10 protein-coding genes and 6 pseudogenes are annotated in these 18,548 nt (G+C 66.4%); 9 read left to right on the forward strand and 7 right to left on the reverse strand.

The features are described from left to right. From OWR21_RS11685 to OWR21_RS11710, 6 genes and pseudogenes are all read right to left on the reverse strand, one after another. Window positions 1–1,059 (reverse strand): CobW family GTP-binding protein (locus tag OWR21_RS11685; protein ID WP_332395337.1); only part of this gene is annotated, 1,059 nt, incomplete at its 3' end. Window positions 1,060–1,094: 35 nt separating this feature from the next. Continuing rightward, complete coding sequence (locus tag OWR21_RS11690; protein WP_316891490.1) at window positions 1,095–1,697, reverse strand: UbiX family flavin prenyltransferase; 603 nt, start codon at window positions 1,695–1,697, stop codon at window positions 1,095–1,097. Then, window positions 1,694–3,085: a UbiD family decarboxylase gene (locus OWR21_RS11695; RefSeq protein ID WP_316891489.1), complete on the reverse strand. Its 1,392-nt coding sequence runs from the start codon at window positions 3,083–3,085 to the stop codon at window positions 1,694–1,696. The genes OWR21_RS11690 and OWR21_RS11695 overlap by 4 nt, the downstream gene beginning before the upstream one ends. 63 nt (window positions 3,086–3,148) lie before the next feature. Beyond that, window positions 3,149–4,068, reverse strand: a pseudogene (locus tag OWR21_RS11700) (amidohydrolase family protein). 29 nt (window positions 4,069–4,097) lie between these two features. Beyond that, window positions 4,098–5,009, reverse strand: coding sequence for an amidohydrolase family protein (locus OWR21_RS11705; protein ID WP_045202142.1), 912 nt, complete (start codon window positions 5,007–5,009; stop codon window positions 4,098–4,100). Between the two features lie 266 nt (window positions 5,010–5,275). Beyond that, a pseudogene (locus OWR21_RS11710) lies at window positions 5,276–6,136 on the reverse strand (LysR family transcriptional regulator); the annotation flags it as partial. Window positions 6,137–6,270: 134 nt separating this feature from the next. Between OWR21_RS11710 and OWR21_RS11715 the strand changes: the two are divergent. The 3 genes and pseudogenes from OWR21_RS11715 to OWR21_RS11725 form a co-directional block, all read left to right on the forward strand. After that, window positions 6,271–6,735: a (2Fe-2S)-binding protein gene (locus OWR21_RS11715; protein WP_027679408.1), complete on the forward strand. Its 465-nt coding sequence runs from the start codon at window positions 6,271–6,273 to the stop codon at window positions 6,733–6,735. Beyond that, window positions 6,732–8,918 (forward strand): annotated as a pseudogene (locus tag OWR21_RS11720) (molybdopterin cofactor-binding domain-containing protein); the annotation flags it as partial. The gene OWR21_RS11715 and the pseudogene OWR21_RS11720, both read left to right, overlap by 4 nt. Window positions 8,919–8,973: 55 nt before the next feature. Next, window positions 8,974–9,801 (forward strand): annotated as a pseudogene (locus OWR21_RS11725) (LysR substrate-binding domain-containing protein); the annotation flags it as partial. A 45-nt stretch (window positions 9,802–9,846) separates the two neighbouring features. Here the strand turns inward: OWR21_RS11725 and OWR21_RS11730 are convergent. After that, window positions 9,847–10,861 (reverse strand): annotated as a pseudogene (locus OWR21_RS11730) (AraC family transcriptional regulator). A 171-nt stretch (window positions 10,862–11,032) separates the two neighbouring features. Between OWR21_RS11730 and OWR21_RS11735 the strand changes: the two are divergent. The 6 genes and pseudogenes from OWR21_RS11735 to OWR21_RS11760 all read left to right on the forward strand — a co-directional run bounded on the left by OWR21_RS11735 (window position 11,033) and on the right by OWR21_RS11760 (window position 18,387). Continuing rightward, window positions 11,033–12,166 (forward strand): acyl-CoA dehydrogenase, encoded by a 1,134-nt coding sequence (locus tag OWR21_RS11735; protein ID WP_232040023.1) that lies wholly within the window; start codon window positions 11,033–11,035, stop codon window positions 12,164–12,166. A 61-nt stretch (window positions 12,167–12,227) separates the two neighbouring features. Then, window positions 12,228–13,921, forward strand: a pseudogene (locus tag OWR21_RS11740) (AMP-binding protein). A gap of 60 nt (window positions 13,922–13,981) precedes the next feature. After that, window positions 13,982–15,529, forward strand: a complete 1,548-nt coding sequence (locus OWR21_RS11745; RefSeq protein WP_332395338.1) for a CoA-acylating methylmalonate-semialdehyde dehydrogenase — start codon at window positions 13,982–13,984, stop codon at window positions 15,527–15,529. Between the two features lie 19 nt (window positions 15,530–15,548). Next, entirely contained in the window at window positions 15,549–16,442 is an 894-nt protein-coding gene (gene mmsB, locus OWR21_RS11750; protein WP_062738782.1) for a 3-hydroxyisobutyrate dehydrogenase, read from the forward strand. Beyond that, window positions 16,442–17,239, forward strand: coding sequence for an enoyl-CoA hydratase (locus OWR21_RS11755; RefSeq protein ID WP_206273064.1), 798 nt, complete (start codon window positions 16,442–16,444; stop codon window positions 17,237–17,239). Before mmsB ends, OWR21_RS11755 begins: the two co-directional genes overlap by 1 nt. Next, complete coding sequence (locus tag OWR21_RS11760) at window positions 17,236–18,387, forward strand: enoyl-CoA hydratase/isomerase family protein (protein WP_332395339.1); 1,152 nt, start codon at window positions 17,236–17,238, stop codon at window positions 18,385–18,387. Before OWR21_RS11755 ends, OWR21_RS11760 begins: the two co-directional genes overlap by 4 nt. Window positions 18,388–18,548 lie beyond the last annotated feature (161 nt).

Here is an 18,548-nt window from a genome sequence, read left to right on the forward strand (position 1 = left end):
GGCCGCACGATCCAGGTCGCGGCCGATGAAGACGATCTTGTTGCTGCGCGCTTCGCTGCCCCACGGCTGCGTTGCGCGAAAGTCGATGAGGCTGTGCACGCCCTGCAGCACGTAGCGCTGCGCCTGGCCTTTCACGGCCAGGATGCCCTTCATGCGGAACAGCGTTTCCGCCTGCTCGGTGCGCAGGGCGTCGATCCACGTATGGAAGCGCACGAGATCCACGTCGGCCGGCACGTCAAAACCCACTGACGAGACGCTCGGATCGTGCTGGTGGTCATGCTCGTGAGCGCCGGCGTGAACATGTTCATGTTCGTGGTCATGTTCATGGTCGTGCGCGTCATGCTCGCCGTGGCCGGCGTCTGCGCCGATCTCCAGCAGCTTCTGCGTCGCCTCGAACGCGCCGACACCGATGATCTTGTTCAGATCGACCTCGGCATAACTGGAGGTGACGATGTCGGCCGTGGCGTTCAAGCCGCGGATGCGCCCGCGCAGCGCGTCGATATCGTCGCGGCCCACAAGGTCCACCTTGTTGATGACGATGCGGTCCGCGCAGACGATCTGGTCGACGGCCTGGTTGTCGACACCGTCCAGGTGCAGGTCGTCCAGATGCGCGGCGATGTGCTTGGCGTCGACCATGGTGACGATGGCGTCAAGCTCGACATGTTCGGCAATCGGGTCGTCGATGAAGAACGACTGCGCCACCGGATACGGATCGGCCAGGCCGCTGGTTTCCACCAGGATGTGGTCCAGTCGTTCGGGCCGCGCGACAAGCTGGCGCACGATGCGCACGAGGTCTTCGCGCACCTCGGCCGTGCAGCACACGCAGCCGTTGACCATCTCGTAGATCTCTTCGTTTTCCGAGGCCATGACGAGGCCGCCGTCGATGCCGACTTCACCAAACTCGTTTTCGATCACGGCGATCTTGCGGCCGTGGTTTTCGCGCAGGATGAAGTTCAGCAGCGTGGTTTTGCCGGCGCCGAGAAAGCCGGTGAGGATGGTGACCGGAATCTTGGTGTTCGGGCCGGGAAGCGTGGCGTGGGCCGTGGCTTGGGGTTTCATGTTGTCTCCTTGTCGAGCGTGGGTGGGGTACGGACTCAGGCAGGTAAGGCTTCTTCGCCCCAGCGCAGGGCGGTGCCGGCATCGAGCCCGAACAGGTCGAGCACGCGGCCGAGGGTGTGGTCGATCATGTCGTCCAACGTATTCGGGCGCGCATAGAAGGCCGGTACGGGCGGCGCGACGATGGCGCCCATCTCCGTGACGGCCTGCATGTTGCGCAGGTGTGCGAGCGTGAATGGCGTCTCGCGCGCCATCAGTACGAGCGGACGGCGCTCCTTGAGCGTGACGTCTGCCGCGCGTGTCAGCAGCGTCGACGAGACGCCCGTGGCAATTTCCGCCAGAGACTTCATCGAGCACGGCGCCACGATCATGCCCAGCGCGCGAAACGAGCCGCTGGCAATGCCGGCGGCCATGTCGTCCGCGCGGTGGTAATGCGTAGCGCGATCGATCACGTCGGCGAGCTTGAACGGCGTTTCGTGCGCCATCGTCAGCAGCGCAGAACGTGTGACGACGAGGTGCGTTTCCACATCGAGCGCGCGCAGCAGTTCGAGCAGCCGCACGCCGTAGACGAAGCCCGATGCACCGCTGATGCCGACCACCATGCGCGGCCGGGCGGGAGCGCGAGGGTGGCGCGCGCTCATGGACGCGCTCCGGCCTGACGGAGGATGTCGCCCGCGCGGGCAATCGCCTGCGGATCGATGCGTGCGCGGATGCCTTCGAAGCCGGCACCGCGCGTGGCGTCGATGCCCATGCGCGAAGTCGTGCCGTGCACGGACGATGACGGATCGAGCGGGCTGCCGGGCAGGCCATCGACCATGAACACATCCTGGTGCGGCTGGAAGTGTGTGGCCATGGCCCACAGCACCTGCTCGTCCTGCTGCAGGTCGATATCGGAATCCACGGCAATCACAGTCTTGAGGTACGGATCCCAGCCGAGCAGCGCCAGCATGACCTGCCGCGCCTCGCCGTCGCGCGTCGGGTTGAGCGCCACGTAGCAATGGAAGTGCGTGCCCGAGTTCGGATAGTGCAGCGCCGTCACCGATGGGAAGCGCGCCTTGAGCTTTTCGCTCATCTCGGCCTCGCGCGGCAGGCGGGCCAGCGTCAGGTGCTCGGCGTACGGGCCGCCCACCACGTCGACGAGCCACGCGTCGCGCCGACGCATCAGGGCATCGATGCGCAGCACATTGTTGGTGGAGCGGTCGGACGAATAGCCGGTGAATTCACCGAACGGGCCTTCCTCGGCATAGGCGGCGGGGTCGATGGTGCCTTCGAGCACGAACTCCGCTGCCGTCGGCACGCCGATGCCGTAGCGCGGCGTGCGGACGATATCGAGCGGCGCGCCGAGCAGGCCACCCGCAACGGCGCGTTCGTCGGCACCAAAGGGCAGGCGGGCGGCGGCGGCCAGCATGAACAGCGGATGCGCGCCTACCACCATCGCCACGCGCAGCACGTCGCCGCGTTCGCGCGCGGTCTGCAGCATGCGCCACAGGTGGCCGCGCGAGTGCAGGCTCGTCGCCAGTGCGTTGCGTGCGTGGCGCATCGAGCGGTGATAGCTCATGTTGGCCACGCCCGTCACCGGGTCCTCGGCCACGATGATGGCGTTGGTGATGTAGGGCGCGCGGTCGCTTTCGAAGTGCTTGATCATCGGCAGCAGCGCAACGTCGACCGCGTCACCTTCGATCACCTCGTCGGTGATGGGGCCGTGCGAGACGACACGCGGTGCGATGGGCGCGTTGGCGCGTGCCTGGAAGGCATCGTGCAGTTGATGCGGCAACACGTCGAACAACCGTGCCAGCCGTGACCGCGAGGCAAAGACGTTGGTGACCAGCGGCACCTGCAGGCCGCTGACCTGCTCGCAGACCAGCATGGGGGTCTGGTTGCGCACAGCAAGCTGATCGATGACGGCGGTGACGTCCTGATCGGCGGAGATGCCGTGGCGCACCGTCAGCACATCTTCGGGATACAGCTCGCGATAGAGATTGGCGAAGACGTGGAAATCCTGGCCTTCGCCAAGCCGGGTCATGCTCATGGCACACCTCGCTAGAGGCGGGCGCCGAACACCACAGAGGCACGGCGCCCGCGGGATCGGCGCTCAGGCCGCTTCTGCTGTCTGGACGTAGGTCGACTTCAGGCGAAGCTCCGCCTCGGCCAGGTCCTTGGGCGGCTTGGTGGGTTCGATGCCGACCAGTCGCGCAATGTTGTTGCCCAGATAGTCTTCGAGGTGGTCCTCATCGATGCCCAGCCCCTGCGGCGGCGCCGAGCACAGCACCTCCAGCTCGCGGCCACATGCCGGGCTCGTTGGGCGGCGAATCGGTCCCGAAGACGATCTTGTCGCGCGGCAGCTGCTTCGCAAATTCGACGATGCGCGACTGGAAGCACCAGCCCGATTCGCAGTACACGTTGGGCGTATCCATTGCCATCCAGAACGCTTCGAACGAGTAGTTGCCGCCGGTCTGGATGCCGAAGTGTCCGATGATGAAGTTCACCATCGGGAACTCCCGGATGATCGGATAGAACATCGTCGGGATGGTGTACGGGCCGTCGCCGGTGTGGATCAGCACCACGATGTTGTACTTGGCGCAGACCTTCATCGCGGGGCGCAGCCAGTCGAGCGCGCGGTCGGGCCGGTAGCCGTGCATGTTGGCGTGCAGCTTGACCATCTTGAAGCCGTATTCCTTGATGTGGAATTCCAGCTCCGCCGCGCCGTTCTCCGGGCCCCAGCGCGGGTTGTAGGTGAAGTTGCCGATGAAGCGGTCCGGGTACTTGCGTCAGTTCGGCGATGTACGCCATGTAGTCGCGAATGCCTTCGCGGCCGCGGCGGTTGCCGTCGCGGTAGCCGGTGTTGCCCGGCGGCGGCTGGATGAAGCCCATGTCGATGCGGCGCGGCTTGCCGTTGATCATGTACGGGCCGTCCATCAGCTGGATCATGCGCTCGCCGTTGAACGGCGTGCCGGTGTGGCGCCAGGCCTCGTCGACCAGGTTGGTTGGGTGCAGATGGGTATCGATAATCATGTGTTGCGCTCCGTGCGGTCTGCGGTGGCTCAGGCGGCAGCCAGCGCGAGCTGCGCTTCGGCTTCGGCCACGGTCTTGGGCGGACGGGTCGGCTCCAGGCCGATCATGCGGGCGATGTTGTTGCCCAGGTAATCCTCGAGCGTGTCTTCATCGAGGTTCAGGCCCTGCGGCGGGTCCATGCACAAGACTTCCAGCAGACGCAGCCACATGCCCGGCTCGTTGGGCGGCGTGTCGGTGCCGAACAGGATCTTGTGCTTGGGCAGCACCTTGGCAAATTCGACGATGCGCGACTGCAGGCACCAGCCCGATTCGCAATACACGTTGGGCAGCTCCATCGCCCACTGCATCGGCTCGAACACGTAGACGCCGCCGGTCTGCACGCCGAAGTGCGCCATGATGAAATCGACGTTCGGGAAGCGCTTGATCATCGGAATCCATTCCGACGGAATGCTGTAGGGGCCGTCGCCCGTATGCAGCTTGACGGGCACGCCCAGCTCGGCACATTTCTCGAATGCGGGCATCACCCAGTCCAGCGCGCGGTCCGGACGGTAGGCGTGCATGTTGGCCTGCATCTGGACCATCTTGAAGCCGTGCTCCTTGACGTAGCGCTCGATGGCCTCCACGCCGTTCTGCACGCCGCAGCGCGGGTTGTAGACGAAGCACCCGATGAAGCGGTCGGGGTAGGTCTGCACCATCTTGAGCGTGTACGCCATGTAGGCGTCGATGGACTCGCGGCCCGAAAGCTCGCCGTCCGTCCACGTGTAGATGGTGTTGCCCTGCGGCGGCTGGATGAAGGCCTTGTCGATACGGCGCGGCTTGCCGTTGATCATGTACGGGCCGTCCATCATTTCGAGCAGGCGCTCGCCGGTAAAGGGGTCGCCGTCGTGCCACCACGCGAGGTCCACCAGGTCGGTGGGGTAGCAGCTGATGTCGATGATCATCGTTGGATCTCCTGATGACTGGGAGGAAGCGCGTGATGGCTTCCCGGTGAGGGCAGGCACGTCCTGCAGCGCGGCGCTCTTTGCTAGGCGTGTGCCTTCCCTCGCCGGATCGCGTGATGCCGGATGCGTGCTGCTTGGGGCGCAGTATCGGAGTCAGGGCCGGGGTCGGCCAATACATTTGGCGGCGGTCTTGATACGTTGCCGATATCGGCAAGTCGGTCGGAAGGCGGCGGGCGCTCAGGCGCCCAGCGTGTCGCGCGTTGCTGCACTGCGTTCACCACCGCCTGCGCGCGCTCACCCTGGCCGCGCTGCCAGACGGCATACAGGTTGTAGTGCGCCGGGATGGCCACGTCGGTCAGCCGCACGAGGCGCCCGTGTTGCAGTGCATCGGCCGCCAGCAGCCCACGCACCAGCGCCACGCCGACGCCGGCTTCGGCGGCAGCGAGCATGTTGGCGGCGTTGTCGAATGCGGCCACCACGGCGGGCTCCAGCGGCTCCAGCGCGGCGGCGTCCAGCCACGGAATCCACGAGCGCCGCGTGTAGCCCAGCAGCGGCAGCGCCATCGCAGCCGACGGCGCCAGCGGCGCCTGCACGCCATGCCGCTCCAGCAGCGCGGGCGCCGCCACGGCGGTGACGTGGTCGCCACAGACGAGCGCCATCTCGCAGTCATCCCATTCGCCATAGCCGTAGCGCAGCGAGACATCCACGCGCTCGAACGAGGGCCGCTCGCCGCGCGGGGTCGACAGGAACATCACCTGGTAGCCAGGCAGCGCCGCGAGCAATTGCGGCAGCCGCGCATTGAGCCAGCCCTGCGCCAGTTCGCTGTCGACATCGACGATGAGCGTTTGCGGCACGTGCCGGTTGCGCACCGAAGACAGCGCCCGGTCCACCTGACCAAAGCCGTCGGTCAGCATGCTGGCAAAGAGCTGGCCCGCATCGGTCAGGACGATGCCGCCCGCTTCGCGCACGAACAGCGGCTGGCCGATGAATTCCTCCAGCGAACGGATCTGCTGGCTGATCGCGCTGTGCGTCAGGTCCAGTTGCTGCGCGGCCTTGGTAAAGCTGCCGGTGCGCGCCGCCTGCAGGAAGGCATGCATCGACTGGATCGACGGATAACGCTTGTACATGGCGGCGGTGGGTGAGCTGTTAGTTCGACTTACACGGGCTGGCAGAAATCGTCGCTGGCGGGTTGCCCGTGCGCGGCTTCATATTGCAGCCAGGCGCGGCCGCACAAGACGGCCCGATTCTGGAGGAGACAATGATGACCGAGATTATGGTCAATGGCGCGCCCCATGCGCTGGATGACGCCGATGCCGACATGCCCCTGCTGTGGGTGCTGCGCGATCGGCTGAAGCTGACGGGCACCAAGTTTGGCTGCGGCGGCGGCTTTTGCGGGGCCTGCACCGTCCATCTGGATGGCGCACCGATCCGCGCGTGCATCACGCCGGCGTCGGCCGCGGCCGGGCACAGCGTGACCACCATCGAAGGCCTGTCGAAAGACGGCACGCACCCGCTGCAACGCGCCTGGGTGGCCGAAGACGTGCCGCAATGCGGCTACTGCCAGTCGGGGCAGATCATGTCGGCCGCTGCCTTGTTGGCGGCAGGCACGCCCGTCAACGACGAGGCCATCACGAATGCCATGGCCGGCAACATCTGCCGCTGCGGCACCTACGGGCGCATCCGCCAGGCCATCAAGCGCGCCGCCGACGAGCGAGGCAAGGCATGAACGCGCCGCGTGACTTGCATGCACCGTCGCGCCGCCGCTTCCTGCAGCAGAGCGCGCTGCTGACGGCGGGGCTGTCGGTCGGCTTTCGCTTGCCCGATGCACTGGCCGCCGGCAAGGATGGCGCCGCGGGGGAATTCGAACCCAATGCGTGGGTCCGCGTGTTGGCCGACAACACCGTCAAGATCGTCGTCCACAAGCACGATTCGGGCACCGGCACGCAAACCGCGCTGGCCGCCTGCGTGGCCGAAGAGCTGGACGTGGACCCGATGCGCATTGCCGTCGTCACGCCGGAAGATCCGTTCTTCCAGGACTACATTCATCCGGTCTGGAAGGTGTATTCCACCGGCGGCAGCACCAGCGTGTCGCTCGAATATGCGCGCCTGCGGCAAGCCGGCGCCACGGCGCGCGCGATGCTCATCAGCGCGGCGGCGCAACGTTGGGGCGTGCCCGTGGCCGCATGCAGCACCGCCGACGGCACCGTCATCTGCAATGCCGACGGCCGCAAGGCCACCTACGGCGAACTGGCCGATGCGGCGGGCCGTCTGCCTGCACCTGCCAACGTGACGTTGAAGGATCCGGCGGACTTCAAGTACATCGGCAAGCTCAGGCATAAGCGTGATGCGCTGGCCAAGACGACGGGCCGGTTCCAGTACGGCATCGATGTGTCGTTGCCGGGCATGCTGGTGGCGGTCGTGCAGCGGGCGCCGATGCCGGGTGCACGCGTGCGCCGCATCGACAGCGCCGAGGCGTTGAAGGTGCGCGGCGTGCGCCAGGTCATGACCATCCCGATGCGCGCCGATGTGCTGGGCGGTAACCAGGAAGGCGTGGCCGTGCTGGCCGACGACTACTGGGCCGCCAACAAGGGCCGCGCGGCCCTCAAGGTCGAGTGGGACGACAGCGCCTTCGCCGATTTCGACAGCGGCCATGTCGCGCAGCACCAGGCCGCATGGCTTGCCAGCGGCAAGGCGCGCGTGGTGCACACCGTGCAGACCGGCAACACGGACGTGGCGATGGCCCATGGCGCCAAGCGCATCGACGCGGCGTATCGCATGCCGTACAAGCAGCAGAATCCGCTGGAACCCGTCAACATCACCGCGTGGTTCAAAGGCGGCGCCATTCAATACTGGGGTGGCATCCAGGTGCCATCCACCGCGATGGAAGCTGCCGAGGTGATCTGCGGCGTGCCGCGCGACAAGGTGGTGCTGCACGAGATGGTGTCGGGCGGCAGCTTTGGCGCGCGCGAGAAGTACTGGCTGTTCGAAGTCAGCTACCTTGCCAAAAAGACGGGCGTGCCCGTCAAGCTGATGAACAGCCGCGAAGACGAGATGCGCGCGCTGTACGGCCACCCCGCCACGTATCACCGCCTCGAAGGCGCGCTTGATGCGCAAGGCCGGCTCGATGCGCTGTGCGTCCGCGCGGTGTCGCCCGCATCGCCCGAGCAGTGGGAGCCGGGCTACTTCGACCGCCCCGATCGCATGGACTACAGCACCACCGAGGCCCTCTCGAAGTGGGATTTTCCATACCGCGCCAACCACATGGACATCGGCTGGGTGCGGCACGAAACGGGCATCCCGACGGGCTGGTACCGCGCCGTCAGCTTCATCCCCAACGTCTTCGCCACCGAGAGCTTCATCGATGAACTCGCTGTGGCGGCCAGGCGCGATCCGGTTGATTTCCGCGTCGCTCACATGGCCGACCGGCCCCGGCATGTCGACGTGCTGCGCGCCGCCGCACAGCGTGCGGGGTGGGGAAACATGGCGCACGGCCACGCACTGGGCGTGGCCACGCATCAGGCGTATGACAGCTACATCGCCGTGGTGGCGCAGGTGGCGCGCAAGGACGGCCGCGTCGTCGTCCAAAAGCTCACCTGCGTGGCCGACGTTGGCCTGGCGGTCTCGCGCACCGGCGTGGAGGAGCAGCTGTACGGCGGCCTGATGTGGGGCCTCGGCCATGCGCTGTTCGATCGCATCGACATCCAGGGCGGCGCGGTGCAGCAGAGCAACTTCCACGACTACCCCGTGATGCGCATGTCGGACATGCCCGCCATCGACATCGTCATCATCGATGGCAACCGCGACAAGCCGGGTGGTGTGGGCGAGCTGGCCAACCCGCCCGTGGCGCCCGCCATTGCCAATGCCATCTTCCGGTTGACCGGCAAGCGCCAGCGCGAGACGCCGTTCAACTTCGACCTGAAGCGTAGCGCATACCGTGGACATCCGCCTGCTGCGTTATTTCTCGGTGCTGGCCGACGAGCTGCACTTCGGCCGGGCGGCGGCGCGCCTGTTCATGTCGCAGCCGCCGCTAAGCCAGCAGATCCGGCTGCTGGAAGACGAGATCGGCACGCCGCTGTTTGTGCGCAGTCACCACCGCGTCGAACTGACGGCCGCCGGACGCACGCTTAAGGAGCAGGCGCCGCTGGTGTTTGCCCAGCTCAACCGCGCGCTGGATCTCACCCGGCAGGCGGGCCGCGGCCAGGTGGGCGAGTTGGAAATCGGCATGATCAGCTCGGTGATGGTGGGGCTGCTGCCCGAAGCGCTACGCCAGTTTCGCGAGCGCTACCCCGGCGTTGAATGGCGCCTGCAGGAGATGACGCCCGCCGCGCAGGTGGCCGCGCTCAAGGAGCGCCGCATCGATGCATGCATCTTCCGCCTGGGGCAGGAAGACCCCGCCGTGCGCAGCGAACTGCTGCAGCACGAGCCGATCGTGATGGCACTGCCGGCCACACACCGTCTGGCCGGGCACACCAGCCTGGCCCTCGGTGACTTTGCCGGCGAGCCGTTTGTTGCGTTCGAATCCAAGCGATCGCGCTTTGCCGATCACCTGCTGCATCTGTGCATCCAGGCTGGCTTTGCGCCGCTCGTGCGCCAACAGGTGACCGAAGTGCAGACGCTGTTGGCGCTGGTGAGCGCGGGCTTTGGTGTGGCGCTGCTGCCGGGCTCGACGGCGAACCTGGCGCCGCCCGGTGTGGTCTTCCGCCCGCTGGAGCCGGCGCTGCCTGCTGTGCCGCTGTACGTCCACTATCGTGTGGACGATCACTCGCCGGTGCTCAAGGCGTTTCTGGAGATGCTGCGGGAAGTGAGCGGCACGGCCGGACGCCGTGGCCGCGCAGCCTCAGCCTGCGCTGGCCAGTCGATAGTCCGTTGGCCGCATGCCCGTCCATTTGCGGAAGGCGCGGTGAAAGGCGCTCGGTTCGGCAAAGCCGACCGCGACGGCAATGTCGGCGATGGTGCGGCGCGTGTCCTGCAACTGGCCGATGGCAATGTCGCGTCGCAGGTCGTCCTTGATCGACTGATACGTGGCCTTCCAGCTTCAGGCGCCGCCGCATGGTGGCCTCGGCCACGTTCAGCTTGAGCGCCATTGCGTCCGACGCGGGCCAGCTGGCCACGGGCAGATTGCGCAGCGTCTTGCGTACGCGCGCGGCGAAGGAATCCGGGTTGCGGTACTTGACGATGAAGTTGCCCGGCGCATCGCGCAGAAACGTCTTGCTGGACGCCGCCGTCTGAATGACCGGCAGGTCAAGAAAATCGGGCGACAGGTCGACGTACGACGCATCGTGCTTGAACGCCATGTCGTCGCAGAACATCAGGCGGTATTCCTGCGCGTCCTGTGGCGCCGCACAACGGAAGCGCGCGGCAATGAACGGAATACGCCGCCCCACGAGCCAGCACACCAGGCCGTAGACCATGATGAGCCACGTGGCGTAGGTGAACATGGGCGGCACCCGCGTGCCCTTGCGGTGCACAAAGACGAGACGCACACGCTGATCGTCTTCTTCAACGCGCACATGCAGGTCATCCAGCACCAGCCGCAGAAAACCGACGGCCCGCGCCAGCGCCTGCCGGCCGGTGCGCGCAGTGAGCGCGGCCTGCGTCATCGCTACGAAGCTGCCCCAGCGCATGGGGTGCGCATCCTGCCCGAAGAACTCATCGTCCATGGCTTGCGCAATGCCGGCCCACAGCGCGCCGTACTGCGCCGATGACACACGGCTGCGCGGCTGCGCCAGCATCTGCGGCGTGATGCCCCCGGCGGCCATGATGGGCTGCATGTCCACACCATGCGCGCGCGCACGCATCACGGCCTCGTTGACGAGGCTGACAGAGACGGTTCCTTTTTCGTTGTTTTTCATCGGTATGGCAAATCCGCTCACGCAAGTTGATCGTGACGGGCATCGAAGCCGCCCAGCCGCGTGCCTACACTTTTTCCCCATCGAACCCGAGCGCCGCGGGCTGCACAGTGTAAGGCGCCTGCACAGGCAGCGTCACGCGGCACCGGTCAGCCAACAAGCAAGAGCCAAGCGATGGACGACTTCTATACCGAAGAGCAGCGGATGATCCACGACGCTGCGCGCGACTTTGCCACCGAGCGCCTGGCGCCCAACGCCGCACAGTGGGACCGTGACGGCGCCCTGCCCGACGAGGTGGTGCGCGAGATGGGCGAGCTGGGCCTGCTCGGCATGATCGTGCCGGCGGAGTGGGGCGGTTCGTACACCGACTACGTGGCCTATGCGCTCGCGCTGGAAGAGGTGGCCGCCGGTTGCGCTGCCAGCGCGACGATGATGAGCGTGCACAACTCGGTCGGCTGCGGCCCGATCCTCAAGTTCGGCACCGAGGCACAGAAGGCGCGCTACCTGCCGGACCTGGCCACCGGCCGCGCGATTGGCGCGTTCTGCCTGACCGAGCCGCATGCCGGCTCCGAGGCCAATAACCTGCGCACGCGTGCGGTGCTGCGCGACGGCAAGTGGGTGCTCAACGGCAACAAGCAGTTCGTGACCAACGGCGCGCGCGCAGACATCGCGATCGTGTTTGCCGTGACGGACCCTGAGGCTGGCAAGCGCGGCATCTCGGCCTTCATCGTGCCGACGGACACGCCGGGCTTTCACGTTGGGCGGCCCGAACACAAGCTCGGCATTCGCGCGTCGGACACCTGCCCGATCACGCTGGAAGACTGCGCCGTGCCCGAAGAGAACCTGCTGGGCGAGCGTGGCGAGGGCCTGAAGATCGCGTTGTCGAACCTGGAAGGTGGGCGCATCGGCATTGCCGCGCAGGCCGTGGGCATTGCGCGCGCCGCGTTCGATGCGGCACGCAACTACGCGAATGAGCGCATCCAGTTTGGCAAGGCGCTGCGCGAGCATCAGACCATCGCCAACATGCTGGCCGACATGGCCACGCGCCTGAATGCGGCGCGCTTGCTTGTTCACCACGCGGCGCGCCTGCGCAGCGCAGACAAGCCGTGCTTGTCGGAAGCCTCGCAGGCCAAGCTCTACGCATCGGAACTGGCGGAAGAAATCTGCTCCAACGCCATCCAGATCCACGGCGGCTACGGCTATCTGGCCGACTACGCCGTCGAGCGCCACTACCGCGATGCACGCATCACCCAGATCTACGAAGGCACCAGCGAAGTCCAGCGGATGGTGATCGCGCGGCACGTTTAGCACGCACCGCGCACATCGACCGCATACGAAAGAGCGCAAACGCGCCGACCAGGAGACGACGATGAACGAAGCGGTATCTGCAGCACAGGGTTTTGTGGAAGCGCGCGATTTTCTGCTGCGCCATCGCACCGACTACGACCGCGCGTATCGCGAGTTTGCGTGGCCAAAGCTGGACACGTTCAACTGGGCGCTCGACTACTTCGACGTGATGGCGCGCGGCAACGACAACCCGGCGCTGTGGATCGTCGATGACCCGCAAAGCGGCGGGTTGAAGCTCTCGTTTGCGCAGATGTCGGAGCGCTCGTCGCGCATGGCGAACTTCCTGCGCGGGCTTGGCATCGTGCGGGGTGACCGTCTGCTGCTGATGCTGCCGAACCGCGTCGAACTGTGGGACGTGATGCTCGCGGCAATGAAGCTCGGTGCGGTGGTGCTGCCGGCCACGACGCAGCTTTCGCCGGATGACGTGCGCGACCGCGTTGAACTGGGCGGCGCGAACTGCGTGGTTGTCGACGCGGCGGAGTTGCACAAGTTCGACAGTGTGGATGCAAGCGTCAAGCGCATCGCCGTGGGCGCGCAGCGCGATGGCTGGATCGACCTGGCAGCAGCCTACGATGCGCCCGCGCAGTTCGTGGCCGACGGGCCGACCAAGGCGACCGACCCATTGCTGCTGTACTTCACCTCGGGCACCACGTCCAAGCCGAAGCTGGTCGAACACACGCACCAGAGCTATCCGGTCGGCCACCTGTCGACCATGTACTGGATCGGCCTGCAACCCGGCGACATCCACTGGAACATCAGCTCACCCGGCTGGGCGAAACATGCGTGGAGCTGTTTCTTTGCTCCATGGAATGCGCAGGCCTGCGTGTTTGTCTACAACTACGCCCGCTTCGTGCCGAAGGACACGCTGGACGTGCTGGTGCGCTTCAACGTGACCACGCTGTGCGCGCCGCCCACCGTGTGGCGCATGCTGGTGCAGGAGCCGCTGGCCTCATACGCCGTCAAACTGCGCGAGATCGTCGGTGCGGGCGAGCCGCTGAACCCCGAGATCATCGAGCGCGTGCGCAGCGCCTGGGGCGTGACCATTCGCGACGGCTTCGGCCAGACCGAGACCACCTGCCAGATCGGCAACACGCCGGGCCAGCCGGTCGTGCCGGGCTCCGTCGGGCGCCCGCTGCCCGGCTACCGCGTGGAGCTGGTCGACCACGACGATCAGCCCGCCAGTGAAGGCGAGATCGTGCTGCCGCTGTCGCACCGTCCGCTCGGCCTGATGCAGGGCTACGCCAACAACGCCAAAGCCACGGGCGAGGCGATGCGCAACGGCTACTACCACACGTCTGATGTGGCGATGCGCCGCGACGACGGCTACTTCGTCTACGTGGGCCGCACCGACGACGTATTCAAATCGTCCGACTATCGACTGAGCCCCTTCGAGCTGGAAAGCGTGCTGATCGAGCACGAGGCCATTGCCGAGGCCGCCGTGGTGCCCAGTTCCGATCCGCTGCGGCTGTCCGTGCCCAAGGCGTTCGTGACGGTGCGCCAGGGCTACGAAGCCGGCCCCGAACTCGCGCGCGCCGTGTTCCTCTTCTCGCGCGAAAAGCTCGCCCCCTACAAGCGCATCCGTCGCCTGCAGTTCAGCGAGCTGCCTAAGACCATCTCCGGAAAGATCCGCCGCGTTGAACTGCGCCGCATCGAACTTGAACGCACCCCCAACCCGCCCGCCTGCCCGGCGAGTACTGGGAAGAAGACTTCGCCTGATTTGCACATCCCGCATTGACCCCGCTACCGCAACCGACACCGATTCGCCAGGAGACACTCATGAGCGCCGTTGCTTCCCTTGCTTCCGCCAAGCCTGCTGCACAGCAGGACACCCCGCCCACCGTCAAGCTGCTAATTGGCGGCGAGTTTGTCGAATCGCAGTCGAAGGAATGGCGCGATATCGTCAACCCCGCCACGCAGGAAGTGCTGGCGCGCGTGCCGTTTGCCACGGCCGGCGAAGTGGATGCAGCCATCCGCTCCGCACATGCCGCGTTTGCCACGTGGAAGAACACGCCGGTCGGCGCGCGCGTGCGCATCATGCTGAAGTTCCAGGCGCTGATTCGCGAGCACTCGCCGCGCATCGCCCGCACGCTGACGGCCGAGCAGGGCAAGACGCTGCCCGATGCAGAAGGCGACATCTTCCGCGGGCTGGAGGTGGTGGAGCACGCGTGCTCGGTGGGCTCGTTGCAGCAGGGCGAATTTCTGGAGAACGTGGCCGGCGCGGTCGACACCTACACGCTGCGCCAGCCGATTGGCGTGTGCGCTGGCATCACGCCGTTCAACTTCCCGGCCATGATTCCGCTGTGGATGTTTCCGATGGCGATCGTGTGCGGCAACACGTTCGTGCTCAAGCCGTCGGAGCAGGATCCGCTGTCGACCATGCAGCTGGTTGAACTGGCGCTCGAGGCCGGCGTGCCGCCGGGCGTGCTGAACGTCGTGCACGGCGGCAAGGACGTGGTGGATGCGCTGTGCACGCACGAACATGTGAAGGCGATTTCGTTTGTCGGGTCCACCGCGGTCGGCACGCATGTCTATCGCCTCGGCAGCGAGCACGGCAAGCGCGTGCAATCGATGATGGGCGCGAAGAACCACGCCGTGGTGCTGCCCGATGCGAATCGCGAGCAGGCCATCAATGCGCTGGTGGGTGCGGCCTTCGGCGCGGCGGGGCAACGCTGCATGGCGACCTCAGTCGTCGTGCTGGTGGGCGCCGCGCAGCAGTGGGTGCCGGACCTGATCGCCAAGGCAAAAACGCTCAAGGTGAATGCCGGTGTGGAGACGGGTACCGATGTCGGCCCCGTTGTCTCGCGTGCCGCCAAGCAACGCATTCTCGGCCTGATCGAATCGGGCGTGCAGCAGGGCGCGACGCTCGCACTCGACGGCCGCAATGTGCGCGTCGCCGGTTACGAAGACGGCAACTTCATCGGCCCCACGGTCTTTACCGACGTGAAGACCGACATGGACATCTACACCAACGAAATCTTCGGGCCCGTGCTGCTGGTGCTGACGGCGCCCACGCTGGACGATGCGATTGCGCTGGTCAATGCCAACCCGTTCGGCAACGGCGTGGGCCTGTTCACGCAGAGCGGTGCGGCGGCGCGCAAGTTCCAAAGCGAGATCGACGTTGGGCAGGTCGGTATCAACATTCCCATTCCGGTGCCCGTGCCGTACTTCAGCTTTACCGGCTCGCGCGGCTCCAAGCTGGGTGATCTGGGCCCGTACGGCAAGCAGGTCGTGCAGTTCTATACGCAAACGAAGACGGTCACGGCGCGCTGGTTTGACGACGCGGTCGATGCCGGCGGCGTGAATACCACCATCAGCCTGCGCTGATCGCACCGGGAGCGTTGTCATGAAAATCGCATTCATCGGCCTGGGCAACATGGGCGCCCCGATGGCGCGCAACCTGCTCAAGGCGGGCCACGCGCTGACCGTCTTTGATCTGAATACGCAGGCCGTGGGCGCGCTGGTGGAAGCCGGTGCCATGGCCGCCGCGTCTCCCAAAGACGCTGCGACAGGCGCGGAAACCGTGATCACCATGCTGCCCGCCGCCGCGCATGTACGCCACGTGCTGACGGCGGAAGACGGCGTGCTGGCGGGCATTGCCAAGGGCGTGCCCATCATCGATTCGAGCACCATCGACCCGGCCAGCGTGAAGGCGTTTGCCGCGCTGGCGGCCGAGCACGGCAACACCTTTGTCGATGCGCCGGTCTCGGGCGGCACGGGCGGCGCGGCGGCCGGCACGCTGACGTTCATGGTGGGCGGCACCGCACAGGCGTTCGAGCAGGTGCGTCCGGTGCTGTCCGCCATGGGCAAGAACCTCGTGCATTGCGGCGACACCGGCGCGGGCCAGGGCGCGAAGATCTGCAACAACCTCGTGCTCGGCATCACCATGGCCGGCGTGGCCGAAGCCATGTCGCTGGGCGAGGCGCTGGGCATCGACCCGAAGGTGCTGGGCGGCATCATCAACACGTCGACGGGCCGGTGCTGGAGTTCAGACACCTACAACCCGTTCCCGGGCGTGATAGAGACCGCGCCGTCGTCGCGCGGCTACACGGGCGGCTTTGGCACCGACCTGATGCTCAAGGATCTGGGCCTGGCCGGTGACGCAGCAAAGTCCGTCCGTCAGCCGGTCTACCTGGGCGCGTTGGCGCAGCAGCTCTATCAAACGGTGAGCAGCAAGGGCGATGGCAAGCTGGATTTCTCCGCCGTCATCAAGCTGTATCGGAAAGACGGAGCGGCGTGATGATCGAACTGGAAACGCTGCATGAGGGCACCGTTGCGGTGCTGACGCTCAAGCGTCCGCCGGCCAACGCGTTCACCCCGGAAGGTCTGCTGCAGCTGCAAGGCACCGTCGAGCGATTGAACGCCGATGCACGCGTGCGCGCCATCGTCGTCACCGGCGACGGGCCGAAGTTCTTCAGCGCGGGCGCCGACCTCAACACCTTTGCCGATGGCGATCGCGATGTCGCGCGCGAGGCCGCTGCACGTTTCGGTGCCGCGTTCGAGGCGCTGCAGAATGCGCGCCCGGTGGTGATCGCGGCCATCAACGGCTTTGCGATGGGCGGTGGCCTGGAGTGCGCGCTGGCATGCGACATCCGCATCGCCGAGGCCCATGCCAAGCTGGCCGTGCCGGAGACGGCCGTCGGCCTGCTGTGCTGCGGTTGCGGCACGCAGACGCTGCCCTGGCTCGTGGGTGAAGGCTGGGCCAAGCGCATGATCCTGACCGGCGAGCGCGTCGATGCGCAGACCGCCCTGCGCATCGGCCTGGTGGAAGAGGTGGTGGAAACGGGCGCTGCACGCGAAGCCGCCATCGCCATGGCGCTGCGTGTAACGACGTTGAGCCCGCAGGCCGTCACCTTCAGCAAGCAGCTCATCCATCAGGCGCGCAATGGCGTGCCGCGCAGCGCGGCGCTGGCCGTGGAGCGCGAGCGCTTTGTCGATCTGTTCGACCACCCGGACCAGCGCGAAGGCGTGAACGCCTTCCTTGAGAAGCGCGCGCCGCGCTGGCATTCCACACACGAATCGGAGACGCTGCAATGAGTGCCGTCCAACTGCAGGCGGCGCCGCCCGAGGCCGCCGCTGCCGAGCCCGAGGTGTTGATGCGCGTGGTGAACCGCGTGGCCGTCATCACCTTGAACCGGCCGTCTGCGCTGAATGCGCTGTCGCACGGCATGGTGCGCCAACTGGCGACGCTGCTGGAGCAATGCCGACATGACGACGGCATCGCCGCGCTGGTACTGCGCGGCGCGGGCCAGAAAGGTTTCTGCGCCGGCGGCGATGTCCGCGCGCTCTATCAGCTTGCGCAACAGGGCCGCATGGACGGCGACGACGGCTGGCTGCAATTCTTCGTCGACGAATACCGGCTCGACTACGCGCTGCACCAGTTCCCGAAGCCCATTGTTGCGCTGATGGACGGCATCACCATGGGCGGCGGCATGGGCCTTGGGCAAGCCGCAAGGCTGCGTGTCGTGACCGAGCGGACGAAGATGGCGATGCCCGAAACGCGCATCGGTTTTCTGCCCGACGTGGGCGCCACGCGCTTTCTGAGCGTGATGTCGCCGGAGCTTGAGTTGTATGTCGGTCTGACGGGCGTGACGCTGACCGGTGCCGACGCGCTGCATTGCCACTTGGCCGATGTGTGCGTGCCTGCCGAATGGCTTGCCTCGTTCGAAGACCGGCTGCAGCGCATGCCGCACGATGGCGACCTCATGCAAGCGCTGCGCCGCGTGTTCGAGCCGCCGTGCAACGTCGTTCCGCACGCGCCGCTGGCGCAGGCGATGCCATGGGTGCTGCGCTATTTCGATCGGCGTTCTTCGGTCGATCGCATTGTGGCCACGTTGCGAGAGAGCCTGGAGCGCGAATCGGCACGCGAGCCGCGCCAGTGGCTGCAAGCGACGCTTGACGCCATGACCACGCATTCGCCGACGATGTTGCATGTCACGCGCGAAGCGTTGCTGCGTGGCCGGCAGTTGTCGCTGGCGGAATGCTTCCAAATGGAACTGGGCATCGTCGCGCGCGGGATCCAGGAAGGCGATTTCTGCGAAGGCGTGCGCGCGCATCTGGTGGACAAGGATCACCGTCCTGGCTGGGCGCCCGCTACGCTGCCGCAGGTGCGACCTGAGCGGGTGAGGCATTTTCTGGCGTCGCCCTGGCGGGCGGAGGTGCATCCGTTGGCGGGGCTTGGTTGAGTCGAGGGGAGTGGCGCATGGGCGGCACGCGCTGCGCTGGAGGCGGCGCATTCAGTTGCAGGCGCGTACGCAGATGGGATTGAAGCCTGGTTGAATTCTCCGCCTGCCAACCCGCATGGCAGCTCGGCTTCGGTGCCCGGCGTCAGATGGTTGTCACAATC

Source organism: Ralstonia sp. 1B3 (genome assembly GCF_036631435.1).